Origin of the sequence: Sphingomonas pituitosa NBRC 102491, from assembly GCF_001598435.1 — a bacterium.
Taxonomy (GTDB): domain Bacteria; phylum Pseudomonadota; class Alphaproteobacteria; order Sphingomonadales; family Sphingomonadaceae; genus Sphingomonas; species Sphingomonas pituitosa.
Genome location: NZ_BCYY01000002.1, coordinates 67,040 through 88,809, shown reverse-complemented (window position 1 = coordinate 88,809; position 21,770 = coordinate 67,040). Strand labels below are relative to the sequence as shown.

The window sequence follows — 21,770 nt, the reverse complement described above, 5'->3', positions numbered from 1 at the left end:
TCAAGATTTCAGGAACCCCATGACCGTATCGACCTTCCGCCGCATTCTTCTCAAGCTGTCGGGGGAGGTCCTGATGGGCCAGGGCCAGTTCGGCATCGATCCGGAGACCTGCGAGCGCGTCGCGCTCGAGGTGAAGGAGGCCAAGGAAAGCGGCCTGGAAATCTGCATGACCGTGGGCGGCGGCAACATCTTCCGCGGCATCGCGGGCGCCGCGCAGGGCTTCGACCGCGCGAGCGCCGATTACATGGGCATGCTCGCGACCGTGATGAACGCGCTCGCGATGCAGAACGCGCTGGAGAAGGTGGGCGTCGAAACCCGCGTCCAGTCGGCCATTCCGATGGCGAGCGTCTGCGAACCCTATATCCGCCGCCGCGCCGAGCGCCACATGGAGAAGGGCCGCGTCGTGCTGTTCGCCGCGGGCACCGGCCTGCCGTTCTTCACCACCGACACCACGGCGGCGCTGCGGGCGGCCGAGATGAAGTGCGACGCGCTGTTCAAGGGCACCTCGGTCGACGGCGTTTATGACGCCGATCCCAAGAAGGTACCGACCGCCAAGCGCTACGAGACGCTCAGCTACGACCGCGTCCTTGCCGACAATCTGAAGGTGATGGATGCCTCCGCCGTCGCGCTGTGCCGTGACAACCATATTCCGATCGTGGTGTTCAACATCCGCGGCGAGGGCAATCTCGCTTCGGTGCTACGGGGCGAGGGGACTTCCACCATCGTCCAGGATGCGAACGCCGCGTAACCCAACGCAACCAAGCTTCAAGGAGAGCCGTAAATGGCCGCTTACGACAAGGCAGATCTCGAGCGCCGCATGGCCGGTGCCGTGGAATCGCTCAAGCACGATCTCGGCGGTCTCCGCACCGGCCGCGCTTCCACCACGCTGCTCGATCCGGTGACCGTCGAGGTCTATGGCTCGCACATGCCGATCACCCAGGTGGCGACCGTCTCGGCGCCCGAGCCGCGCATGCTCTCGGTGCAGGTGTGGGATAAGTCGAACGTCGGCCCCGTCGACAAGGCGATCCGCTCGGCCGGCCTCGGCCTCAACCCGATCGTCGACGGCCAGACGCTGCGCCTGCCGATCCCCGACCTGACCGAGGAGCGCCGCAAGGAGCTTGCCAAGCTCGCCAACCAATATGCCGAGAAGGCACGCATCGCTGCGCGCAACGTGCGCCGCGACGGCATGGACAGCCTGAAGACCGACGAGAAGAAGGGCGTGTTCGGCGAGGACGATCGCAAGCGCCACGAAACCGAGGTGCAGAAGCTGACCGACGCGACGATCGCCGACATCGACGCCGCGGCGGCATCGAAGGAAAAGGAAATCCTGGGCAAGTGATCCGTGCCTGGGGGTCTGGTGCGGCCGAAAGGGCAGGGCGCGGTGGCCGTTAAGCTGGCCTCCGCGTCGGGTGGTGGAAGCCCGCCGCCCCGCCACGTCGCGATCATCATGGACGGGAACGGCCGCTGGGCGAAGAAGCGGCTGCTGCCGCGCGTCGCCGGGCATCGCCAGGGCGTGGAGGCCGTGCGCCGGGTCGCGCGGGCAGCGCGCACGCTCGGCATCGAGGTGCTGACGCTCTACGCCTTTTCCTCGGAGAACTGGCGGCGGCCCGAAGAGGAAGTCGGCGCGCTGATGGGGCTGCTGCGGCAGTTCCTCGAGCGCGAGCTGGACGAGATCGTCGCCGACGGCGTCAAGCTGCGCGTGATCGGCGATTGGCGGCAGCTTTCGCCCGATCTGGTGACGATGATCGATGCCGCCATCGCGCGGACGGCGACCAATGCCGGCCCGACCTTGGTGCTGGCGCTCAACTATGGCGCGCAGGCGGAGCTGCTCGCGGCAGCGCGGCGGCTCGCCGAACAGGCACGCGACGGCACGCTCGATCCGGCCACCATCGACGAGGCGCGGTTCGAGAGCGAGCTGGAGACGGCAGGGCTGCCGCCGCTCGACCTGATGATCCGCACCTCTGGCGAGCAGCGCCTTTCCAATTTCCTGCTGTGGCAGGCGGCCTATGCCGAATTGCTGTTCGTCGACACGCTGTGGCCGGACTTTGACGAGCGCGCGCTTGCTGATGCGCTGGCCCAGTTCGGGCGGCGCCAGCGCCGTTTCGGAGGCCTGTGAGCAAGAATTCTGATCTTCCCAAGCGTGCCGTCGTCGGGCTCGCGCTGGTCGGGCTCGCGCTCGCCGCGCTGTGGGCGGGGGGCTGGGGCTTCTGGCTGGTCATCACCGTGATGGCGGTGCTGATGATCGGCGAATGGGCGCTGCTCGCGGGCGACACGTCCAAGCGCCTGCTCACCCAATATGTGATGATGGTGCCGCTGGCGATCCTGAGCCCGGCGGCGGCGGGGCCGGGATTTCTCGCGCTCGGCCTGGTGTTCGGCGCGTTCTTCTTCGTCGCGATCGTCACGCGCAACGCGAAGCTGGCGGCGGGGCAGGTTTATGTCGGGTTGCCGGTGCTGGCGCTGCTGCTGCTTCGCGACCATCCGCAGGGCTTTGCGGCGACGCTGTGGGCGATGGCGATCGTCTGGGTGTGCGACAGCGGCGCCTATTTTGCCGGCCGTGCGATCGGCGGGCCGAAGCTGGCCCCGGCGATCAGCCCGAACAAGACCTGGGCGGGGCTGATCGGCGGCCTGATTGCCGCGGTCCTCTTTTCGGCGGCGTTCGTCGCCGCGACGCCGGGCACCGCGATCGGATGGTGGCTGGTGGCCGTCTCGCCGTTGGTCGCGTTCGCGTCGCAGGTCGGCGATTTGTACGAGAGTCATCTCAAGCGCGTCGCCGGCGTGAAGGATTCGAGCAACCTGCTGCCCGGCCATGGCGGCATTCTCGACCGGCTCGACGGGCTGGTCTTCGCGGCCCCGGTTGCGGCCCTGTTTTTTGCGATCCATCATCAGGTGGTTGTGGGAGGATACTGGTGGTGAAGCGCGTTACGGTGTTGGGGGCGACCGGATCGGTCGGCACCTCGACGCTCGACCTGATCGAACGAAATCCGCACGCCTTCGAAGTCGTCGCGCTGACCGCCAACCGCGATGTCGAGAAGCTCGCCGCGGCGGCGATCCGCACGCGGGCGCGCTGTGCGGTCGTTGCCGACGAGACGCGCCTGCCCGCGCTGCAGGAGCGGCTGGCCGGGACGGGTGTCGAGCCGATGGGCGGCGCGCATTCGGTGTGCGACGTCGCGCGCATGGGCGCCGACTGGACCATGGCGGCGATCGTCGGCAGCGCCGGCCTCAAGCCGGTGATGGCGGCGCTGGAAGCCGGCGGCACGGTGGCACTGGCGAACAAGGAATCGCTGGTTTCGGCAGGCGAGGTGATGATGGCGGCGGCGCGCGCGCACGGCGCCACGCTGCTGCCCGTCGATTCGGAACATAATGCGGTGTTCCAGTGCCTCGATCGGACTGCACCCAGGGGCGTGCGCCGGATCATCCTCACGGCGAGCGGCGGTCCATTCCGTTCGACGCCGAAGGACGCGATGCGCGGCATCACCCCGGCGCAGGCGGTGGCGCATCCCAACTGGTCGATGGGCGCTAAGATCTCGGTCGATTCGGCGACGATGATGAACAAGGGCCTCGAGCTGATCGAGGCCTTCCACCTTTTCCCGGTCGCCGCCGATCAGCTGGCGGTGCTGGTGCACGCCCAGTCGGTCGTCCACTCGATGGTGGAATATGTCGACGGTTCGGTGCTGGCGCAGCTCGGCACGCCCGACATGCGCACGCCGATCGCCTATGCGCTGGCCTGGCCGGAGCGGATGGAGACGCCGTGCCCGCCGCTGGACCTCGCCGCGGTGGGCCGGCTGGAGTTCGAAAATCCCGATCTCGATCGTTTCCCGGCGCTCGGGCTGGCGATGGAGGTATTGAAGGCGGGCGGGGCGCGGCCGGCGATTCTCAACGCCGCCAACGAAGTCGCCGTGGCTGCCTTTCTTGCCGGTCGGATCGGATTTCTTGAAATTGCCGCAATCTCTGCCGATACGCTTAGTCGCTATGACCCGGCCGCTCCGGAAACGCTCGATGCCGTACTGGCGATCGACGAGGAGGCGCGGTACTTTGCGGCTGAGCGAGTGAAGGACTGCGTCGCTTGATCCAATCCCCCGGCATCCTGCTCACCATTCTGGCGTTCGCGCTGGTGATCGGGCCGCTCGTGTTCCTGCACGAGTTGGGACATTATCTGGCCGGCCGCATCTTTGGGGTGAAGGCCGAGGAATTCTCGATCGGCTTCGGCCGCGAGATCGCCGGCATCACCGATCGCCGCGGCACCCGCTGGAAGTTCAGCCTGTTGCCGCTGGGGGGCTATGTCCGTTTCGCGGGGGACATGAACCCGGCGAGCCAGCCCTCGCCCGAGTGGCTGCAGCTGCCGGCGAGCGAGCGCGCGCGGACGTTTCAGGCAAAGCCGCTGTGGCAGCGCGCGATCATCGTCGCGGCGGGGCCTGTCGCCAATTTCCTCGTGGCCATCGTCATACTCTCCGCCTTTGCCTTCATGTTCGGCGAGAACCGCACGCCCTCGGTGGTGGGCACCGTGCTGCAGGGCAGTGCCGCCGCGCAGGCCGGCCTCCAGCCGGGCGATCGCATCACCGGCCTCGGGGGGCGCACGGTCGAGAACTATGGCGATATGGTGCAGTTCACCCAGCTGCGGCCGAACGAGCCGGTTCGAATCGATTTCGTTCGCGCAGGCACCGCGCGCAGCGTCGATGCCGTCATCGGCGCCCGGCGCGAGCGGGATCGCTTTGGCAACGAGTATCGCATCGGCCAGCTTGGCATCGGCGCGGCGGGATCGACGCAGGTCCCGGTAAGCATCGTCGAGGCGCCGCTGGTGGGCCTGCGCACCACCGTCGACATCGTCCGCATGACGGTGGACGGGCTGGGCCAGATCATCACCGGCCGCCGCTCGGTATCCGAGCTTGGTGGGCCGTTGAAGATCGCGCAGGTTTCGGGCGAACGGCTTTCGATGGGGCCGATCGAGTTCGCGTTCCTGATCGCGCTCGTCTCCATTAATCTGGGATTCATCAACCTGTTGCCAGTCCCGGTGCTGGATGGTGGTCATCTCTTGTTCTACGCCGTTGAGGCGGTCCGCCGGCGCCCGGTGGAACCGCAGGTGATGGAATGGGCGTTCCGGGGCGGCATGCTCGCGATCCTCGCGCTGATGCTGTTCGTTACGCTCAACGATCTGGGTGCATTCGGTGTGTGGAGACATCTGGCCGGCTTGATCGGCTGAGGGGGTTCGTGCAGGGCGGCAATGAGCCGCGCGCGTTCCGGCAATATTTGGATTCCGACTGGGGTGGGATGGTGACTGCGATCAAGGCAAGCAATTTGGGCGCGCGGGCGACGGCTACGCTGTTGGCAGGGACAATCCTGTCGGGCGTGGTAGCGCCGGCGGAAGCGCAGACCGCGGCAAAGCCCGCGGCACCTGCCGCCGCCCAGCCCCAGGCGACCGCGCCTGCGGCCGCACCGGCGGCGGTACGGACGATCAAGTCGCTGCGGGTGGAAGGCTCGCAGCGCATCGAGCCGGAGACGGTGCTCAGCTACACCCGCCTGCGCGTGGGCGACAGCTATACGAACGAGACGATCGACCAGGCGATCAAGGACCTGCTCGCCTCCGAACTGCTCGCCGACGTCGTGTTCGAAGGCGTGGAAACGGGCAACCTGGTTGCGCGCATCCGCGAGAACCCGGTGATCAACCGCGTGGTGTTCGAGGGCAACAAGCGGCTGAAGCAGGACAAGATCGACAAGGAGATCAAGCTCAGGCCCCGTCAGATCTTCACGCGCACCGCGGTGCGTGCGGACATCGCGCGGATCATCGAGCTGTATCGCCGCCAGGGCCGCTTTGCCGCGCGCGTCGAGCCGAAGATGGTCAGCCTCGACCAGAACCGCGTCGACGTGATCTTCGAGATCCACGAAGGCGCGAAGTCTAAGGTCCGTCAGATCAACATCATCGGCAACGAGGTGTTTTCGGACAAGAAGCTGCGCGCGCAGATGGCCACCAAGGTCGCGAGCCTGTCGCACTTCCTCAGCTCGAACACGTCCTACGACCAGGACCGCCTGGCCTATGACCAGCAGAAGCTGCGCCAATATTACCTGACCGAGGGCTATGCGGATTTCCGCGTGATCTCGGCCGTGGCCGAGCTGACGCCGGACAAGAAGGACTTCATCATCACCTACGTGGTGGAAGAAGGCCCCCGCTACAAATTCGGTCCGGTGACGGTCGACAGCGCGATCCGCGACTTTGACGACAAGAAGCTCGCCAGCGCGCTGCCGATCAAGGAAGGCCAGTGGTATAACGCCAAGGCCGTGGAAGACACGGTCGAGCAGCTGAGCGAGACCGCCGGCCTGTTCGGCTACGCCTTTGCCGACGTTCGTCCCGACTTCCAGCGCAACAAGGAAGCGCTGACGATGTCGATGAACTTCCACATCGGCGAGGCGAACCGTACCTATGTCGAGCGTGTGGAAATCACGGGCAACCGGCAGACCCAGGACAAGGTGATCCGCCGCGAAATGCGCGTGGCCGAGGGCGATGCCTTCAACACCTTCCTGGTCAAGCGCTCGCAGGACCGCATCAACAGCCTGGGCTATTTCCAGGATAAGTTCGAGATCGAGCGCAAGGAAGGCTCGGCCCCGGATCGCATCGTGCTGGGTGCGAACGTGGAAGAAAAGCCGAACGGCGAACTGACGCTGTCGGCGGGTTTCTCGAGCCTCGAGCGCTTCATCCTCCAGGCGTCGATCCGCCAGCGCAACTTCCGCGGCATGGGCCAGACGGCGAGCATCTCGGCCGATTATTCGAGCTATTCGAAGTCGGTCGAACTGGGCTTCACCGAGCCCTATCTGTTCGACAGCAACATCGCGCTGGGCGCGACCATCTTCCGGCGCGATTACAACAGCTTCAGCTACGGCCTGAACAATTCGCGCAACACCACCTACCAGCAGGTCTCGACCGGCTTCCAGCTGGTTGCCGGCCTGCCACTCACCGAATATTGGACGCTGTCGGCGCGCTATTATCTGGCGAAGGACAATGTCACGCTAGACCAGAGCCAGTTCTATACGGATGGCAAGTGCGACCCGTTCCTTGCTGGCCGCTACTATTGCGAAGCGGTGGGTAACCGCCTGACCTCGCTGGTCGGCGTGTCGCTGATCTACGACAGCCTCAACAGCCGCCTGCGCCCGACGCGCGGTCAGCGGGTGTCGCTCGGCGTGGACGTGGCGGGCCTTGGCGGTGACGTACGCTATGCGCGCGCGCGGTTCGACGGCGCCAAATATTGGGGCCTCGGCAGCGGCTTCGTCTTCTCGCTTACCGGCGAGGGCGGGGCTATCAAGAGCCTGGACGGCAGCGAGATCCGCATCACCGATCGCTTCTACCTGGGCGAGCCGCAGTTCCGCGGCTTCGACATTCGCGGCGTCGGCCCGCGCGTGCAGCGCTACCAGTATACCGGCGATCCGGCGACGGGAACGCAGGCGGTCGTCACCAGCCGCGATCAGATCATCGACGACGCACTGGGCGGCAAGGCCTATTACCTGACCAAGGCCGAGCTGGAGCTGCCGTTGGGTTCGGGTGCGGCGGAACTGGGCCTGCGCCCCTCGATCTATCTGCAGATGGGGTCGCTGTTCTCGATCCGCAGGCCCCAGACCAACAACTACTTCCCGCCTTATATCGATCCGCAGACCGGCTTGCCGGGGATCAACAAGGATGCGCTCAACTCGCCGTCGGTGACGCCGCGGTTGCTGAACGACACCGCCGGCAACGCGCTCTACACGGTCACGACCGGGACGTTCCAGGGCAGCTTCACGACCTGCACCGTCGGTTATGCTGCGGCGGCCGGGCAGCCTTGCGTCGGCACGTCGGTCAATACGCGTGCGCTCAACTCGACGCCGCTCTTCTACGAACAATATCGCGGCAGCACCGCGTCGCCGCGCATTTCGGTTGGCTTCGGCGTCAACTGGAACTCGCCGTTCGGCCCGTTGCGTATCGATGTCGCCAAGGCGCTGGTCAGCCAGCCCGGCGACGACAAGAAGCTTGTTACTTTCAACGTAGGGACCCAGTTCTAATGATGAAGAACCGTGTATTCGCGGCGGCGCTTGCCGCCTCCGCGGCGATCGCCGTCGCTGCGCCGGCTTCGGCGCAGGTCGCCGGCATTGCCACGATCAACACGATCGAAGCGATCACCCGCGCCAAGGCGTTCACCACTGCCGAGACGCAGCTGGACACGACCTTCAAGCCCGTCCGCGACCAGATCCAGGCCCGCCAGACCAAGTTCCAGACCGATGCCCGCACGTTGATCACCACGATCGACACCAACAAGGACGGCCAGGTTTCGGAAGCCGAAGAGCAGGCCGCAGCCGCGCGCAAGGATCCGAACTACACCCAGCTCATGACCCTGCAGAACCAGGCGAACGAGGAAATCCAGAAGCTGCAGATGCCGTCGATCCTGGCGGAGCTGTTCGCGTTCGAGAAGATCCTGGCGCTCTATGACGCGGCGCAGATCTCGGTCGTCAACGCCCGCAAGGTCAACGTGATCCTGACGCCGGAAGCGATCGTCTACGCCCCCGACGCGGTGGACATCACCGACGCCGTCGTCGCCGAGCTCGACAAGACGCCGACCGTGGCGATCACGCCGCCGGCAAACTGGCAGCCGCAGCAGCGCACCGTGCAGTTCCAGCAGCAGGTGAACGAACTGAAGCGTCGTGCCTATCAGCTCGCCGCCCAGCGCGCGCAGCAGCAGCAGCAGCAAGGTGCCGCCGCGGCGCCGGGCGCAGCCGCTCCGGCAGCCCGTCCGGCCGCTGCCGGCACCAAGCCGGCGAAGCCCGAACCGCGGTGAGCGGGGGCGAGCAGGGGGGCAGCAACATCGGTCCGCTCGATATCGGGCGGGTGATGGCGGCGCTGCCCCACCGCTTTCCGATGCTCCTGGTCGACCGGGTCGAGGAACTGATCCTCGACCAGTCGATCGTGGCGGTGAAGGCGGTGACGATCAACGAGTCCTTCTTCCAGGGTCACTTCCCCGGCCGTCCGATCATGCCCGGCGTGCTCACCGTCGAGGCGCTTGCCCAGGCGGCGGGCGTGCTGGCGGTCGAGTCGCTGGGGCTCGCCGGCTCGGGCAAGCTTGTCTACTTCATGGCGATCGACAACGTGAAGTTCCGCAAGCCGGTGGAGCCGGGCGTTCTGCTCAAGCTCCATGTCGAGTTCGTGCAGAAGCGTTCGCGCGTCTGCAAATTCGCCGGCAAGGCGCTGATCGACGGCGAACTGGCGGCCGAATGCGAATTCACCGCGATGATCGCCGATCCGCCCAGCGCGTAAAGCGGGCAGGAGCCGAACCGTGGACGCTCTGACCTGGTTCGGCCTGTTCGCGGTGACGGCGATGCTCGTCACCTATGCGCTGGAGGCGCGATCGACCGGGTGGGTACTCGGTTTTGCCGGGGCCTGCCTGCTCGGATCGGCCTATGGCTTTCTGCAGGGAGCCTGGCCGTTCGGGCTGGTAGAGGCGATCTGGTCGCTTGTCGCGCTGCGACGCTGGTGGGGAATGCGCTACGCCGCCCCGCAATAAGGTTGCGCCGACGCCGATGCTTTGCTAGGCGCGCGCGTCCGCTGCCGGTCGGAAACCGGCGGCTTTTCTCAAGGAATTCGATGTGAAGCAGAACACCCACCCCGATTATCACATGATCAAGGTGCAGATGACCGACGGCACCGTGTACGAGACGCGCTCCACCTGGGGCAAGGAAGGCGATCTCATGCAGCTCGAGATCGATCCGCTCGCGCACCCGGCCTGGACCGGCGGTCGCGGTCAGCTGCTCGACCAGGGTGGCCAGGTCGCGCGCTTCAACAAGCGCTTCGGCGGTCTCTCGCTCGGCAAGAAGTAAGCTGCGCGCCGGGCGACCTCGCCCGGACCAATGCTTCGGAAAAGGCTCCCGCGCACGAAGGTGCGCCGGGAGCCTTTTTGCATGCGGAAGGCTAAGCGATTGCGGCTCGGTGCCGTCGTTATCGATCCACGCACGCACATCAGGTAGCCGATCAATCGCGTCGCATCATTCAGTTGCGCAGCGCTGACCGTCCTATCGCCCAAGTCTTGATCGCATGACGCGCAACATCTGAATGCTCGCTTTGACAAGCCGCTTGGGTGCGACGCCGGGTATGAGTCCGGGGCGATGACGCCGGTCTTATTCGCCAAGATTTCATATAGAAGTCATAGTTTTACGGTTGACTGCTGTGATGTCTGGCGCATCATCGGCTTCGCGGAGGTCGTTTCCGCGAGGAGTAAGCGTCATGATTAAGTCACTGAATCTGATCGGATTTTCAGCTTTCGTGTTGGCTACTATTCCCGTGATCCCAGCGGTACACGCGCAGTCCTATAGTACCCCGATCACCACCCGCTGCTTGAATCAAGCAAATGAGGCTCTCGATGAGATGTTTCCGGGAGGGGCGCCAGATTTCTCCAATGATCGCGCGGGCTGGGATCGGTACACAAGTGCCTACAGGGCTGCGATCGACGTATGTATGACCAATGGGGAGTCGCCGGCCGGCCAGGCGCCGCTTCATCCGGGTAGTTCCACTCTTCCGCCAGCGGGTGGAACTTGGAATTGCCCTGCTCCATGTTATAGCTCGTGGTAATGTAATGGTGCGGTGATGGGCCGATCATTCGTTCTGACGGCCCATCGCCGCGAATTAAATACCTTGATGTTCGATATGCAGCTGGTTGATTTGTCCAAGGCTGCCGGTGGCGATGCCTTGGTAATCTTCAGCTAAACGCCGCACGCGATGCCGACATGGCGATATGGCGATATGGCGATATGGCGATATGGCGATGGGCTGCGCCAACACGAAAAAGCGTGTTGGCGGAGAGGGTGGGATTCGAACCCACGGTGAGCTTGCACCCACGGCGGTTTTCAAGACCGCTGCCTTAAACCACTCGGCCACCTCTCCGCGCGGTGCCAGCGCCTAGTCCGAGTTTGCGCCCGGATCAATCCACTCGTGCATGCTGCCGTTCACCAAGGCGTCTTTGTCGATTCGCGCGGAGCAAAGCGACAAAGATCGTAAACAAACCATCCTGCCCTGTTCCGTCGCGAGACACGGTCCCCCTTCGGGACCAGCGACTTGTTGAAGCAGCCGTCCGGATCAGTAGTTCGAAAGAGGCTTACAGCAACCGTTCGACACCAGCGAAACAGAGGGTTCATGATCAACAAGCTTCTTCCGGCACTCGGCGCCATTGCCGCCGTCGTTTCCTTCTCGGCCCCGGCGCAGGCCGCTTCGGTGATCACCACCAAGACCAACTATACCGGCGCAAACATGAACATCGCGCTCGGCACCGACGGCACCTACTCGGCAGACTTCGGCAAGTCGGGCATCGTGTCCGGCAACTTCGAGCACATCTACACCTTCACCCTGCCGGCCTATCTGACGGGCAGCGCTTCGATCAACACCAGCGCGGTGCGGCTCAAGGCAGCCAACGATCTCGACCTGTTCTCGGTCGTCTTCAACGGCGTCGCGCTGACCGGCACCTATGGCAGCCTGAACGAGGCAGTGTTCGCCAACGACGTGCCGATCGCAGCCGGCAAGGAAAACACGATCGTCATCAAGGGCCTGTCGCGCGGCAACGGTTCGTATGGCGCCCAGGCGACCTTCGCCCCGGTTCCGGAACCCGCCAGCTGGGCGATGATGATCGGCGGTTTCGCGTTCGTCGGCGGTGCGCTGCGTCGTCGCAACACCGCGCGCGTCGCGTTCGCCTGAACCAAGTTTCCCGTACCCCCGGGTGCGCTGGATGGAAGGACACCGGTCGCGGCTCGCGGCCGGTGTTTTTCTTTTGGTCGCCGCGCCGAGCCGTTTTCGTCGCGTTGGGACGGCGGCCGGGCTTTCTGTCGGCGCGCCGCTGTGCAACAGCCGGGCCATGTCGCGTTTTCGCTCGTATGTTGCCGGGGTCGCCGGTCTTGCCCTTGCCCTTGCCCTGCCGGTCCGCCCTGCGCTGGCGCAGGATGAAGCCGGGTTTCAAAGCTACCTCCAGACGCTTGCGTCGCAGGCGGCTGCCGCCGGGGTCAGTCGCCGCACCATCGATGCGGTGATCCCCGCGCTTACCTATAATGCCCGCGTGGTCGAGCTGGATCGCCAGCAGCCGGAGAGCAGCCCCAACGCGCCTATCCCGGCGTTTGCGCCGTACAAGGCCCGCCATGTCGACGCCGATCGCATCATCCGCGGTCGGGCCGCCTATGTGCGGGCGCGCGGTCGGCTTTCCGCCATCGAGCGCGAGACGGGCGTGCCCGAATCGATCATGGTGGCGATCTGGGGGCACGAGACCAGCTATGGCCGGGTGATGGGGAGCTTCGACCTGCCGCGCGCGCTGGCGAGCCTCGCCTATGAGGGGCGCCGCCGCACGCTGTTCACGGACGAATTCATTGCGACCCTGAAGATGATCGACCGCGGCGTGCCCCGCGAGAAGCTCGTCGGCAGCTGGGCCGGTGCGTTCGGCGGCCCGCAATTCCTGCCCAGTGTGTATCTGCGGCTCGCCCGTGACGGTGACGGCGACGGGGTGGCCGATATCTGGAACAGCGATGCCGATACGCTCGCGTCGATCGGCAACTACTTCGCCAACGCGGGTTGGCGCGCCGGGGTGCCCTGGGGCTTCGCGGTGTCGGTACCCGCGTCGCTCGATCGGCGGATGATCGCCAACCGCACCACCAGCCCGCGCTGTTCGCGCGTCCATGGTCGCCAGAGCCAGTGGAAGACGATGGCGGAATGGCGGACGCTGGGCGTGGTGCCGCAGGCGCGGGCCTGGCCGAACGACGACGTGCTGGCGACGTTGATCGAGCCGGACGGGCAGGGCGCCACCGCCTATCTGCTCACCGGCAATTACCGGGTGATCCTCGACTATAATTGCTCGAATTTTTACGCTTTGTCGGTAGGCCTGCTGGCCGATGCAGTGGAACGCTAGACCGATTACGCTTGCCCTTGCGCTGTTCGCCGCGGCGACCGCCCATGCGCAGGAGACGGATCCGACCGTTGCGGCGAGCGGGCCGCTTGGTACGTCCCAGCGCCAGCCGGGCGATGGCCGGTACGATGCGGTCGGCTATGCCGCGGTGCAGCCGTTGGGCGCCGCCGCCCTGGCGGTGAGCCCGAACCTCCCGGCCGAAAGCTATGCCGAGGTTACGGCACTCGACAGCGGCCGCACGATCCTGGTCCGCATTGCCGAGACGGCGGACGTGCCGGGTGCGATCGCCGCGATCTCCGAAGGCGCCGCCAGCCAGCTCGGCGTGACCTCCAACCGGCTGGTGGCGGTGCGGATCCGTGCGGTGCGCCCCTCTGCCGAGGACCAGGCTGCCCTCCGCAGCGCCGGCGCCGCGCAGCCCCGCATCGATTCGCCCCCTGCGCTGCTGCGCGCGCTGCGGCTGCAGCTGCCGCAACCAACCGGTCCGAGCGAGCCCTTGCCGCCGCCACCGTCCCCTCCGTCGCAGCCCTATCCGATCGTCGACGTCACCCCGCATCCCGTCGGGAGCAAGGTGCGCCCGGCGAAGCCCGGGCCGGTCCCGGAAAGGGCCGTCCCGAAACCGGCCCAGGGCCGCTATCTGGTGCAGGTGGCCGCACTTTCTTCGCCCGAGCGCGCGACTGCGCTTGCCCAAAAGCTAAAGGGCTTCGTAAAGGCAGGGGGCGGGCTCTATCGTGTCCAGCTCGGTCCCTTCGCAACGGAGGCGGCGGCGGAGCGGGCACGGGAAGGGGCCGTTCGGGCCGGGTTCGGAGATGCGCGCCGCACCTCGGTCCGATAGAGGGTTAATTTTCGCGTTCTGGACCGATCATCATGAAGAAGCTCGCCGCTATTTCGTTCCTGGCGCTCGCCATCGCCGCGCCGCTGCAGGCCGCCGGCCCCGATTTCCCGACGCCCGCGCCGATCGCCTACATGGAAGACATGTCCTCGGGCGCGGTGCTGTTCGCCAAGGACGCCGATCGCCGTATGCCGCCGGCTTCGATGGCGAAGATGATGACGGTCTATGTCGCCTTCGACCTGATCAAGAAGGGGGAGCTGAAGCTCGACCAAAAGATCGAGGTGCGGCCCGAGACCTGGAAGAAGTGGCACTCGCAGGGCTCGACCATGTTCCTCGGCGTCGGCGAGCAGCCGACCGTGGCGGACCTGCTGAAGGGCATCGTCACGCTGTCGGGTAACGACGCCTGCGTCGTGCTGGCCGAAGGCATCGCCGGCACCGAGGAAGGCTTCGTCAACCTGATGAACGATCGGGCGAAGAAGATCGGCCTCGCCAACAGCCATTTCGGCACGTCGAACGGCTGGCCGGACGAGGGCCGTACCTATGTGACCGCGCGCGACCTGGCGCATCTGGCGGCCGCCACGATCCGGGAGTTCCCGGATCTCTACAAGTCCTTCTATTCGCTGCCGAGCTTCACCTGGGGCAAGACGCTGGGCGCGGGCGCGGCGATCGAGCAGGGCAACCGCGATCCGCTGCTCGGCAAGGTGCCGGGTGCCGATGGGCTCAAGACCGGCCACACCGAAGAGGCCGGCTATGGTTTCACCGGCTCGGCCGAGCAGAATGGTCGCCGCCTGGTGATGGTGGTCGCCGGGCTCGACAGCTATAGCGGCCGCGCCGACGAGTCCGTGCGCTTCATGCGCTGGGGCTTTGCCGCCTGGAGCACCAAGCCGGTGGTGAAGAAGGACCGCACCGTCGGCACCGTCGACGTGCAGGGCGGCACCGCCAACAAGGTGGCCGTCGTAGCACCCCGCGACCTCAACATCACGCTGCCCTCGGGGCTGAGCCCGAAGCTCGCCGGCAAGATCGTCTATCAGGGGCCGGTCAAGGCCGGCTTCAAGAAGGGCGACCATGTTGCCGATCTGATCATCGAAGGCGAAGGCATGCCGCAGCAGGTGCTGCCGCTGGTCGCTGCCGAGGATGTCGGCCAGGCGGGCTTTTTCGGTCGCGCCTGGGCGGGGCTGATGTCGCTGCTCCACCTGGCCTGATCGACTTGGTCGACGCGCTGATCGGCAACCAGGACGCCCGCAACGCGCTCGCCGCCGCCATGGCGAGCGGCGCGTTGCACCATGCCTGGCTGATCGCCGGGCCGGAGGGCGTGGGGAAGGGGACCTTTGCCCGCATCGCCGCCGCGCGGATGCTGGCGGAGGCGTCCGAGCCCGATCGGCTGCTGCCCGGCTGGGACGTGGCGGAGACCAGCCGCACCACCGCGCTGATCGCCGCCGGCAGCCACCCGGACCTCAAGATCCTCGCCCGGCTGCCCAAGGACGCGGACAAGCCGGACGAGGCGCTCGCCCGCTCGATCACCATCGCGCAGGTACGCAGCCTGCAGCCGCTGTTCGCGACCAAGCCGTCGCTGAGCCCGCGCCGGGTGGTGATCATCGACGCGATCGACGATCTCGAGCGCGGCGGCGCCAACGCGCTGCTCAAGAACCTCGAGGAGCCGCCGGCGGGGACGATCTTCCTGCTGGTGAGCCACGCGCCCGGCCGGCTGCTGCCGACGATCCGCTCGCGCTGCCGGCTGCTCCGTTTCGAGCCGCTGACCGATGCCGAGACGACCACGGTCCTCCGCCGCCATATCCCGGAGGCCAGCGAGATCGAGATCGCCGCGCTGGTCGAGGCTGCGGAGGGTTCGCCGGGCCGTGCGTTGCGCTTCGCCGGGCTCGACCTCTCGGCGCTGGAGGCGGACATGGCGCAGCTCGCCGACTATGGCGATCCCGACAATGCGCTGCGCACCCGGCTCGGCCGCCAGCTTGGGCTGAAGGCCGCGCAGCCGCGCTACGAGGCGTTTCTGGAGCGCACGCCGAGCTTCATCGCTGCGCGCGCCAAGCGACTGGAGGGCGAGGCGCTCCGGACGGCGCTCGACGCGTATGCGGCCGCGCGCGAACTTGCCGGGGCGGCGCTGGGGCTCTCGCTGGATGCGACCGCCACGGTGTTCGAAATGAGCGGCATCCTCGCGCGGCTTGCCAGAGGCTGACAGGGGGGGGCTGAGCGTACCAGTTGCCCGTTGCTGCGCCGCATTCTAAAGCGGCGGGCATGGCTGACCCCTTTTATATCACCACCGCGATCCACTATCCCAACGGCAAGCCGCATATCGGCCACGCCTATGAGATGATCGCCGCCGACGCGATCGCGCGCTTCCAGCGCCAGCAGGGCCGCGACGTGTTCTTCCAGACCGGCACCGACGAGCATGGCCTCAAGATGGTGCAGACCGCCCGCGGCCGCGACATGACCGCGCGCGAGCTTGCCGATGAAATGTCGAGCTATTTCCGCGTTATGGCGGATAAACTCGATATTTCGTGCGATCGTTTCATCCGCACCTCGGAGCCCGATCATTACCGCGCCAGCCAGGCGATCTGGGAGCGGATGGCGGCCAAGGGCGACCTGTATCTCGATCGCTACGAGGGCTGGTATTCGGTCCGCGACGAGGCCTTCTACGAAGAGAAGGAACTGCAGGAAGGGGAAGGGGGCCAGAAGCTCTCGCCCCAGGGCACGCCGGTGGAATGGACCAAGGAGGAGACCTGGTTCTTCCGCCTTTCGAAGTACCAGCAGCCGCTGCTCGATTTCTACGCCGCCAATCCGGACTTCATCCGCCCGGAATCGCGCCGCAACGAGGTGCTGCGCTTCGTCGAGGGCGGGCTGGTCGACCTCTCGGTGAGCCGCACCAGCTTCGACTGGGGCGTGCCGGTGCCGGGGTCACCCGGACATGTGATGTATGTATGGGTCGACGCGCTGACCAACTATCTGACCGGCGCGGGCTTTCCCGACGATGCCGAGCGGCTGGCGCGCTACTGGCCGGCCGATCTGCACCTGATCGGCAAGGACATCGTCCGCTTCCACACCGTCTACTGGCCGGCTTTCCTGTTGTCCGCCGACATCGCGCTGCCCAAGCAGGTGTTCGGCCACGGCTTCCTGCTCAACCGCGGCGAGAAGATGTCGAAATCGGTCGGCAACGTCGTCGATCCGATGGCGCTGGCGGAGACCTACGGCGTCGATGCGCTGCGCTATTTCCTGCTGCGCGACGTGAGTTTCGGCCAGGACGGCACGTTCAGCGACGAGGCGATCGTCACGCGTGCGAACGCCGATCTGTCGAACAGCTTCGGCAATCTGGCGCAGCGGACTCTGAGCTTCATCGCCAAGAATTGCGAGGGCGCGGTGCAGGCCGGTCGCGCGGAGGATGCCGATGCGGTGCTGCTGACCGAGGTCGAAACCGCCTGCGCCGCCTTCACCCGCGCGTTCCAGGATCTGGCGCTCAGCCAGGGGCTGGAGGCGTGGATGGCCGGCGTGTTCGCCTGCAACCAGTATATCGACGCGCAGGCGCCCTGGACGCTGCGCAAGACCGATCCCGAGCGGATGCACGCGGTGCTCGGCACGTTGCTCCAGGCGATCCGCCGCCTGGGCGTGACCATCGAGCCGGTGGTGCCGACCTCGGCGGCGAAGCTGCTCGCCCAGCTGGGCCCCGAGGGCGACGCGGACTTCAAGATTGCCCCGCCAACCCCCATCTTTCCGCGACTTGAACTCCAGGCTTCCGAGGACGCATGAAGCTCGCCGACAGCCATTGCCACCTGATCTACAAGGGTCTCGGCGAGCAGCAACCCGAAGTTCTGGCGCGCGCCCGCGATGCCGGCGTGGTGGCGATGCTCAACATCTCGACGCGCGAGAACGAGTGGGATCAGGTGATCGCCGTGGCCGAGCGCGAAGCGGATGTGTGGGCGAGCGTGGGGATCCATCCGCACGAGGCGGATACCCACCCCCATGTCGACACCGCCAAGCTGGTCGAGCGCGCGCAGCACCGCCGCGTGGTCGGCATTGGCGAGAGTGGGCTCGATTATTACTACGACCATAGCGACCGTGATCGCCAGCGGGCGAGCTTCCGCGCGCATCTGGCGGCCGCGCGCGAGACGCAGCTGCCGATCATCGTCCATACCCGCGATGCCGAGGAGGACACCGCCGAGATCCTGCGCGAGGAAATGGGGAAGGGCGCCTTTCCCGGCGTCATCCATTGTTTCACCGCCAGCCGCGCGTTCGGCGAAATCGCCTTGGAACTTGGCTTCTACATATCGATTTCCGGTATCGTGACGTTCAAGAACGCCAAGGACCTGCAGGAAACCGCCGCCGCGCTGCCGCTCGACCGGCTGCTGATCGAGACCGACGCGCCGTTCCTCGCGCCGGTGCCGCACCGGGGCAAGACCGGCGAGCCTGCCTTCGTTGCAGATACGTGCCGCTTCCTTGCCCAGCTCCGCGGCGAGGATCCCGAGGCGCTGGCGGCGGCGACCCGCGCCAACTTCCACACGCTGTTCGCCAAGGCGCTGGCGTGACCGGGCAGGGGAGCAGACGCTCGTGCTGAGCATCCGCATTCTCGGCTCGGGCACGTCTTCGGGCGTGCCCCGCATCGGCCCCGACTGGGGCGCCTGCGACCCGGCCGAGCCGCGCAACCGGCGGACCCGATCCTCGGTGCTGGTGCGCAGCGCCACAACGACGATCCTGGTCGATACCAGCCCGGACATGCGCGAGCAGTTGATCGCCGCGCGCCTGTCCGATGTCGACGCCGTGCTCTGGACGCATGATCACGCCGATCATTGCCACGGCATGGACGATCTGCGCCAGTTAATGCACGCGCGGGGCGGCACCCCCGTGCGCGGCATGGCGCGGCCGTTCACCTTCGAACAGTTCGGCAAGCGCTTTCCCTATATATTTGAAGGCAGAGGAAAATATTACCCGCCCGTTGTCGCGCTCGAGGTGATGTCGGACGCCTTTCTAATCGGCGATATTGCCGTAAGCGTCGTTGATCAGCCCCATGGCGGTATCACCTCTGCCGGACTGCGGTTCGAATGCGGTGGCAAGGTCATTGGCTATGCGACTGATTTTCATGAAATGACGTCGGATATGCGCGCGCTGTACACGGGCCTGGATCTGTGGGTGGTCGACGCCCTGCGCCGTGCGCCGCACCCGACGCACCCGCATCTGAGCGACGTGCTGGACTGGATCGCGGATCTGAAGCCGGGCCGCTCCGCGCTGGTTCATATGGATCACTCCATGGACTATGCTACGCTGTCCGCCGAGCTGCCGGCGGGCGTCGAGCCGGGCTATGACGGGCTGGAGCTGCACGCGTGAACGGGTTCGACGGCGTCAACATGGTCTGGCTCGTCGGGGCGCTGGTGCTGGTGGTCAGCGCCTTGTCCGTCCGCCGGATCGGCCTGGGGGTGTTCGTGCGGACGCTGCTCGGCTGGGCCGCCATCGTGCTGTTGGTGGTGCTCGCGGTGGGCCACCGCTATGAACTGGCGGCAGCCTGGTCGTCGCTGAGCGCGAAGCTCGGGATCGAGGATCAGCGGGTCGAGGGCGATACCGTGCGCATCCGGATGAGCCCTGACGGGCATTTCTGGGCGCGCGTGACGCTGAACGGCGTGGAGCGCCGGATGTTGATCGACAGCGGCGCGACGATCACCGCGATTTCCGAGCGAACCGCCAAGGAGGCCGATATCCAGTCCGCCGATGGCTTGCCGGCGATCATCGAGACGGCCAACGGCAGTGTCGCTGCGCGGCGCGGGCGGATCGGCACGGTGTCCCTGGGCCCGCTCACGATGCGCGACATCGGCGTGGTGGTGTCGCAAAATTTCGGCGACCTCGACGTGCTGGGAATGAACTTCCTGTCGCGGCTGCACAGCTGGCGGGTCGAAGGCAATGTGCTCGTGCTGGAACCCAAAGCGCCGACGACCACGAAATAGGGCACCGGGTCATCGAGCACAGCATCGGGTTGGCTTATATTTTACATAATCAATATTATCGTTTTCAGTTGCCCTGACCGTTTGTAAGCGCAACGTACAAATGTCACTCATCCGCCAGATAGAGATGTCGCAATCTCTGGTCGGCGCTTTCCGAGTGGCATGCCGCCCGAGTAATTGGGGGCACGCTGATGACGGTGGTCGCGATGAGCCGGAGCGAGTTGTCACGGTACGAAACGCTGCAGCGGATCGAGCGCGGCGAGATCACCGCAAGCGAGGCTGGCGAGCTCCTCAGGCTTTGCCGGCGCCAGGTGTACCGGCTGCTCGACCGGTTCCGCGCTGACGGCGCTGCTGGCCTGATATCCCGGAAGCGCGGTCGGCCGAGCAACCGCCGGTTGAGCGAGACCCACCGCGAGCAGATCCTCGGCGTCGTTCGCGAGCGCTATGCCGATTTCGGCCCGACGCTGGCGGCCGAGTACCTCGCGGAGCGCCACGGCATCACGCTGTCGCACGAGACGCTTCGGCAGCTGATGATCAGCGCCGGCCTCTGGAAGGCAAAGGCCGCCAAGCGCGCAAGGCTCCACCAGACCCGCAACCGGCGCGAGCGCCGCGGCGAGCTCATCCAGGTCGACGGCTCGGACCATGACTGGTTCGAGGGCCGCGGCCCGCGCTGCAGCCTGCTGGTCTATATCGACGATGCCACGAGCGAGCAGATGGCGGAGAGCGAGAGCGCCCTCTCCTACCTGCAGGCGACACGCACCTATCTCGAGCGCCACGGCAAGCCGATCGCCTTCTATTCGGACAAGCACAGCGCCTTCCGGGACAACCGCGCGACGGCCGACGGCGATGGCATGTCACACCTCGGCCGCGCGCTCGACAAGCTCGGCGTGGAGATCATCTGCGCCAATTCGCCCCAGGCCAAGGGGCGGGTCGAGCGGGCCAACAGCACGCTCCAGAACCGCCTCGTCAAAGCGATGCGGCTTGAAGGCATCTCCTCCATCGAGGAAGCCAACTCCTTCCTCCCCTCTTACCTCTTGCGCCACAATGCTCAGTTCGCCTGCCCACCTGCGGATCCTCGGGACGCGCATCGGCCGCTTGCCCCGCACGAGAATGTGGAAGCCGAGATGGTCTGGCGTGTCGAGCGCTCCGTCACCGGCGCTCTGGCGCTCCACTACAACAAGGCGATGTTCATCCTGGAGCCGACGCCGCTGGCGCGGACGCTCGCCCGCAAGCGCGTCCACGTATGCGAATTTCCCGATGGACGCATTGAGGTGCGGAACGGTGAAGTGGTCCTGCCCTACCGCGTCTACGACAAGATGCAGCGGGTCAACCAGGCCGAGATCGTCGAAAACAAGCGGCTTGGCGCGGCCCTGGCCATGGCGCAGGCCTTGCAAAGCGCCAACCCGCACCACCGACAGCGGAACAACAATGCGCCAGCTCGCAGCTCACAGTCGGTGGGCGTTTTCGCTGCGCCGCGGGTGGTGCTGGATGAGGGACGATTGGGAAACGAGCTACCAAAGCGACGGGGAAGACCGCCCCTCCCCCGCGTCAAGCGTCAACTGGACACCGCCGCCGAAGAAAAGCAGGCTGTCCGCTGATGATGGAAAAGCTGCCGGTCTGCTCCCGCCCAGTTGCGGACGCTCGTCGTGCCGCTAAGCTGGGCGCATGACGGACCTTTCAAAGACGTATTTGAAGCGATTGTTCACCGGCCTTTTCGCCGCGGCGATCATCGGAGTTGCGGTCGTAGGGGCGTGCAACACCATCTGCGCGATCACGGCAGGGTTTCCCCTTTTTTCGCTCTGGGACGATGCCAGCCCGATGCAGATCTTAATCGCGAGCGCGCCTTTTATCTTGTTGGCTTTGCTTGGAGTTCGGGCGCGGCGGCCTTGGGTCGTGGCGTTGAGCCTCACCTTCGCGTTCTGGGCCTGCTATGCCTACGTGATCACCCGCCCGTATGAAGGTGGAGGAGCCAACATCGGGTTGGGCATTTTGATGCCGTTCTCTCCGTTGCCGATTGCTGGAGCCAGTCTGCTGTCGCTTCTCTTCCTCGCGCATGGCGGGAGCGCTGATGATTTGGCGCACGGCAGCTAGCCACCCAATCTCGGCCGTCGCCGAGGGGGTTCG

Annotated in this window: 22 protein-coding genes and 1 tRNA gene; 22 read left to right on the top strand and 1 reads right to left on the bottom strand. The window is 66.0% G+C overall.

Annotated elements, in window-relative coordinates; genetic code table 11:
* Positions 1-19: 19 nt before the first annotated feature.
* The 11 genes from pyrH to rpmE all read left to right on the top strand — a co-directional run bounded on the left by pyrH (position 20) and on the right by rpmE (position 9,825).
* A complete protein-coding gene (gene pyrH / locus SPI01S_RS02990; RefSeq protein WP_066717944.1) occupies positions 20-748 on the top strand; it encodes a UMP kinase in 729 nt (242 codons plus the stop codon).
* 33 nt (positions 749-781) lie between these two features.
* Positions 782-1,339 (top strand): ribosome recycling factor, encoded by a 558-nt coding sequence (frr, locus tag SPI01S_RS02985; RefSeq protein ID WP_066717941.1) that lies wholly within the window; start codon positions 782-784, stop codon positions 1,337-1,339.
* Between the two features lie 108 nt (positions 1,340-1,447).
* The gene (gene uppS / locus SPI01S_RS02980; RefSeq protein ID WP_066717938.1) at positions 1,448-2,116 is read left to right on the top strand and encodes a polyprenyl diphosphate synthase; all 669 of its coding nucleotides are present in this window, start codon (positions 1,448-1,450) and stop codon (positions 2,114-2,116) included.
* The gene (locus SPI01S_RS02975; protein WP_066717935.1) at positions 2,113-2,913 is read left to right on the top strand and encodes a phosphatidate cytidylyltransferase; all 801 of its coding nucleotides are present in this window, start codon (positions 2,113-2,115) and stop codon (positions 2,911-2,913) included. Before uppS ends, SPI01S_RS02975 begins: the two co-directional genes overlap by 4 nt.
* The gene (locus SPI01S_RS02970; protein ID WP_066718883.1) at positions 2,910-4,067 is read left to right on the top strand and encodes a 1-deoxy-D-xylulose-5-phosphate reductoisomerase; all 1,158 of its coding nucleotides are present in this window, start codon (positions 2,910-2,912) and stop codon (positions 4,065-4,067) included. Before SPI01S_RS02975 ends, SPI01S_RS02970 begins: the two co-directional genes overlap by 4 nt.
* Positions 4,064-5,197 (top strand): M50 family metallopeptidase, encoded by a 1,134-nt coding sequence (locus tag SPI01S_RS02965; RefSeq protein WP_066717932.1) that lies wholly within the window; start codon positions 4,064-4,066, stop codon positions 5,195-5,197. The genes SPI01S_RS02970 and SPI01S_RS02965 overlap by 4 nt, the downstream gene beginning before the upstream one ends.
* Positions 5,198-5,265: 68 nt before the next feature.
* The gene (gene bamA / locus SPI01S_RS02960) at positions 5,266-8,019 is read left to right on the top strand and encodes an outer membrane protein assembly factor BamA (RefSeq protein ID WP_084253256.1); all 2,754 of its coding nucleotides are present in this window, start codon (positions 5,266-5,268) and stop codon (positions 8,017-8,019) included.
* Complete coding sequence (locus SPI01S_RS02955; protein ID WP_066717930.1) at positions 8,019-8,789, top strand: OmpH family outer membrane protein; 771 nt, start codon at positions 8,019-8,021, stop codon at positions 8,787-8,789. Before bamA ends, SPI01S_RS02955 begins: the two co-directional genes overlap by 1 nt.
* Positions 8,786-9,265 carry a 3-hydroxyacyl-ACP dehydratase FabZ gene (fabZ, locus tag SPI01S_RS02950; RefSeq protein WP_010543557.1) on the top strand — a complete coding sequence of 160 codons (480 nt, stop codon included), beginning with the start codon at positions 8,786-8,788 and terminating at the stop codon, positions 9,263-9,265. The genes SPI01S_RS02955 and fabZ overlap by 4 nt, the downstream gene beginning before the upstream one ends.
* 19 nt (positions 9,266-9,284) lie before the next feature.
* On the top strand, positions 9,285-9,512 hold the full coding sequence (locus SPI01S_RS02945) for a hypothetical protein (protein WP_066717927.1): 228 nt from the start codon (positions 9,285-9,287) through the stop codon (positions 9,510-9,512).
* Between the two features lie 82 nt (positions 9,513-9,594).
* A complete protein-coding gene (gene rpmE / locus SPI01S_RS02940) occupies positions 9,595-9,825 on the top strand; it encodes a 50S ribosomal protein L31 (protein ID WP_019369383.1) in 231 nt (76 codons plus the stop codon).
* Between the two features lie 970 nt (positions 9,826-10,795).
* On the opposite strand, the gene SPI01S_RS02935 is transcribed toward rpmE, so the two are convergent.
* Positions 10,796-10,885 (bottom strand) — tRNA-Ser (locus tag SPI01S_RS02935).
* Positions 10,886-11,134: 249 nt separating this feature from the next.
* Here SPI01S_RS02935 and SPI01S_RS02930 point away from each other — a divergent pair.
* The 11 genes from SPI01S_RS02930 to SPI01S_RS02880 all read left to right on the top strand — a co-directional run bounded on the left by SPI01S_RS02930 (position 11,135) and on the right by SPI01S_RS02880 (position 21,737).
* Positions 11,135-11,689: an FxDxF family PEP-CTERM protein gene (locus tag SPI01S_RS02930; protein WP_066717924.1), complete on the top strand. Its 555-nt coding sequence runs from the start codon at positions 11,135-11,137 to the stop codon at positions 11,687-11,689.
* A 157-nt stretch (positions 11,690-11,846) separates the two neighbouring features.
* On the top strand, positions 11,847-12,884 hold the full coding sequence (locus SPI01S_RS02925; RefSeq protein WP_066717923.1) for a lytic murein transglycosylase: 1,038 nt from the start codon (positions 11,847-11,849) through the stop codon (positions 12,882-12,884).
* Entirely contained in the window at positions 12,868-13,713 is an 846-nt protein-coding gene (locus tag SPI01S_RS02920) for an SPOR domain-containing protein (protein ID WP_066717921.1), read from the top strand. The genes SPI01S_RS02925 and SPI01S_RS02920 overlap by 17 nt, the downstream gene beginning before the upstream one ends.
* Positions 13,714-13,745: 32 nt before the next feature.
* Positions 13,746-14,912 (top strand): D-alanyl-D-alanine carboxypeptidase family protein, encoded by a 1,167-nt coding sequence (locus SPI01S_RS02915; RefSeq protein WP_066717919.1) that lies wholly within the window; start codon positions 13,746-13,748, stop codon positions 14,910-14,912.
* 5 nt (positions 14,913-14,917) lie between these two features.
* Positions 14,918-15,901 (top strand): DNA polymerase III delta subunit-related protein, encoded by a 984-nt coding sequence (locus SPI01S_RS02910; RefSeq protein ID WP_084253233.1) that lies wholly within the window; start codon positions 14,918-14,920, stop codon positions 15,899-15,901.
* 59 nt (positions 15,902-15,960) lie between these two features.
* Positions 15,961-17,466: a methionine--tRNA ligase gene (gene metG / locus SPI01S_RS02905; protein WP_066717917.1), complete on the top strand. Its 1,506-nt coding sequence runs from the start codon at positions 15,961-15,963 to the stop codon at positions 17,464-17,466.
* Positions 17,463-18,242 carry a TatD family hydrolase gene (locus tag SPI01S_RS02900; protein ID WP_066717908.1) on the top strand — a complete coding sequence of 260 codons (780 nt, stop codon included), beginning with the start codon at positions 17,463-17,465 and terminating at the stop codon, positions 18,240-18,242. Before metG ends, SPI01S_RS02900 begins: the two co-directional genes overlap by 4 nt.
* Before the next feature lie 25 nt (positions 18,243-18,267).
* Positions 18,268-19,038 carry an MBL fold metallo-hydrolase gene (locus SPI01S_RS02895; protein ID WP_066718878.1) on the top strand — a complete coding sequence of 257 codons (771 nt, stop codon included), beginning with the start codon at positions 18,268-18,270 and terminating at the stop codon, positions 19,036-19,038.
* On the top strand, positions 19,035-19,649 hold the full coding sequence (locus SPI01S_RS02890; RefSeq protein ID WP_066717901.1) for a retropepsin-like aspartic protease family protein: 615 nt from the start codon (positions 19,035-19,037) through the stop codon (positions 19,647-19,649). The genes SPI01S_RS02895 and SPI01S_RS02890 overlap by 4 nt, the downstream gene beginning before the upstream one ends.
* Positions 19,650-19,837: 188 nt before the next feature.
* Positions 19,838-21,244, top strand: a complete 1,407-nt coding sequence (locus SPI01S_RS02885) for an ISNCY family transposase (protein WP_066717898.1) — start codon at positions 19,838-19,840, stop codon at positions 21,242-21,244.
* Positions 21,245-21,311: 67 nt separating this feature from the next.
* Complete coding sequence (locus SPI01S_RS02880) at positions 21,312-21,737, top strand: hypothetical protein (protein ID WP_066717895.1); 426 nt, start codon at positions 21,312-21,314, stop codon at positions 21,735-21,737.
* Positions 21,738-21,770: the final 33 nt, after the last annotated feature.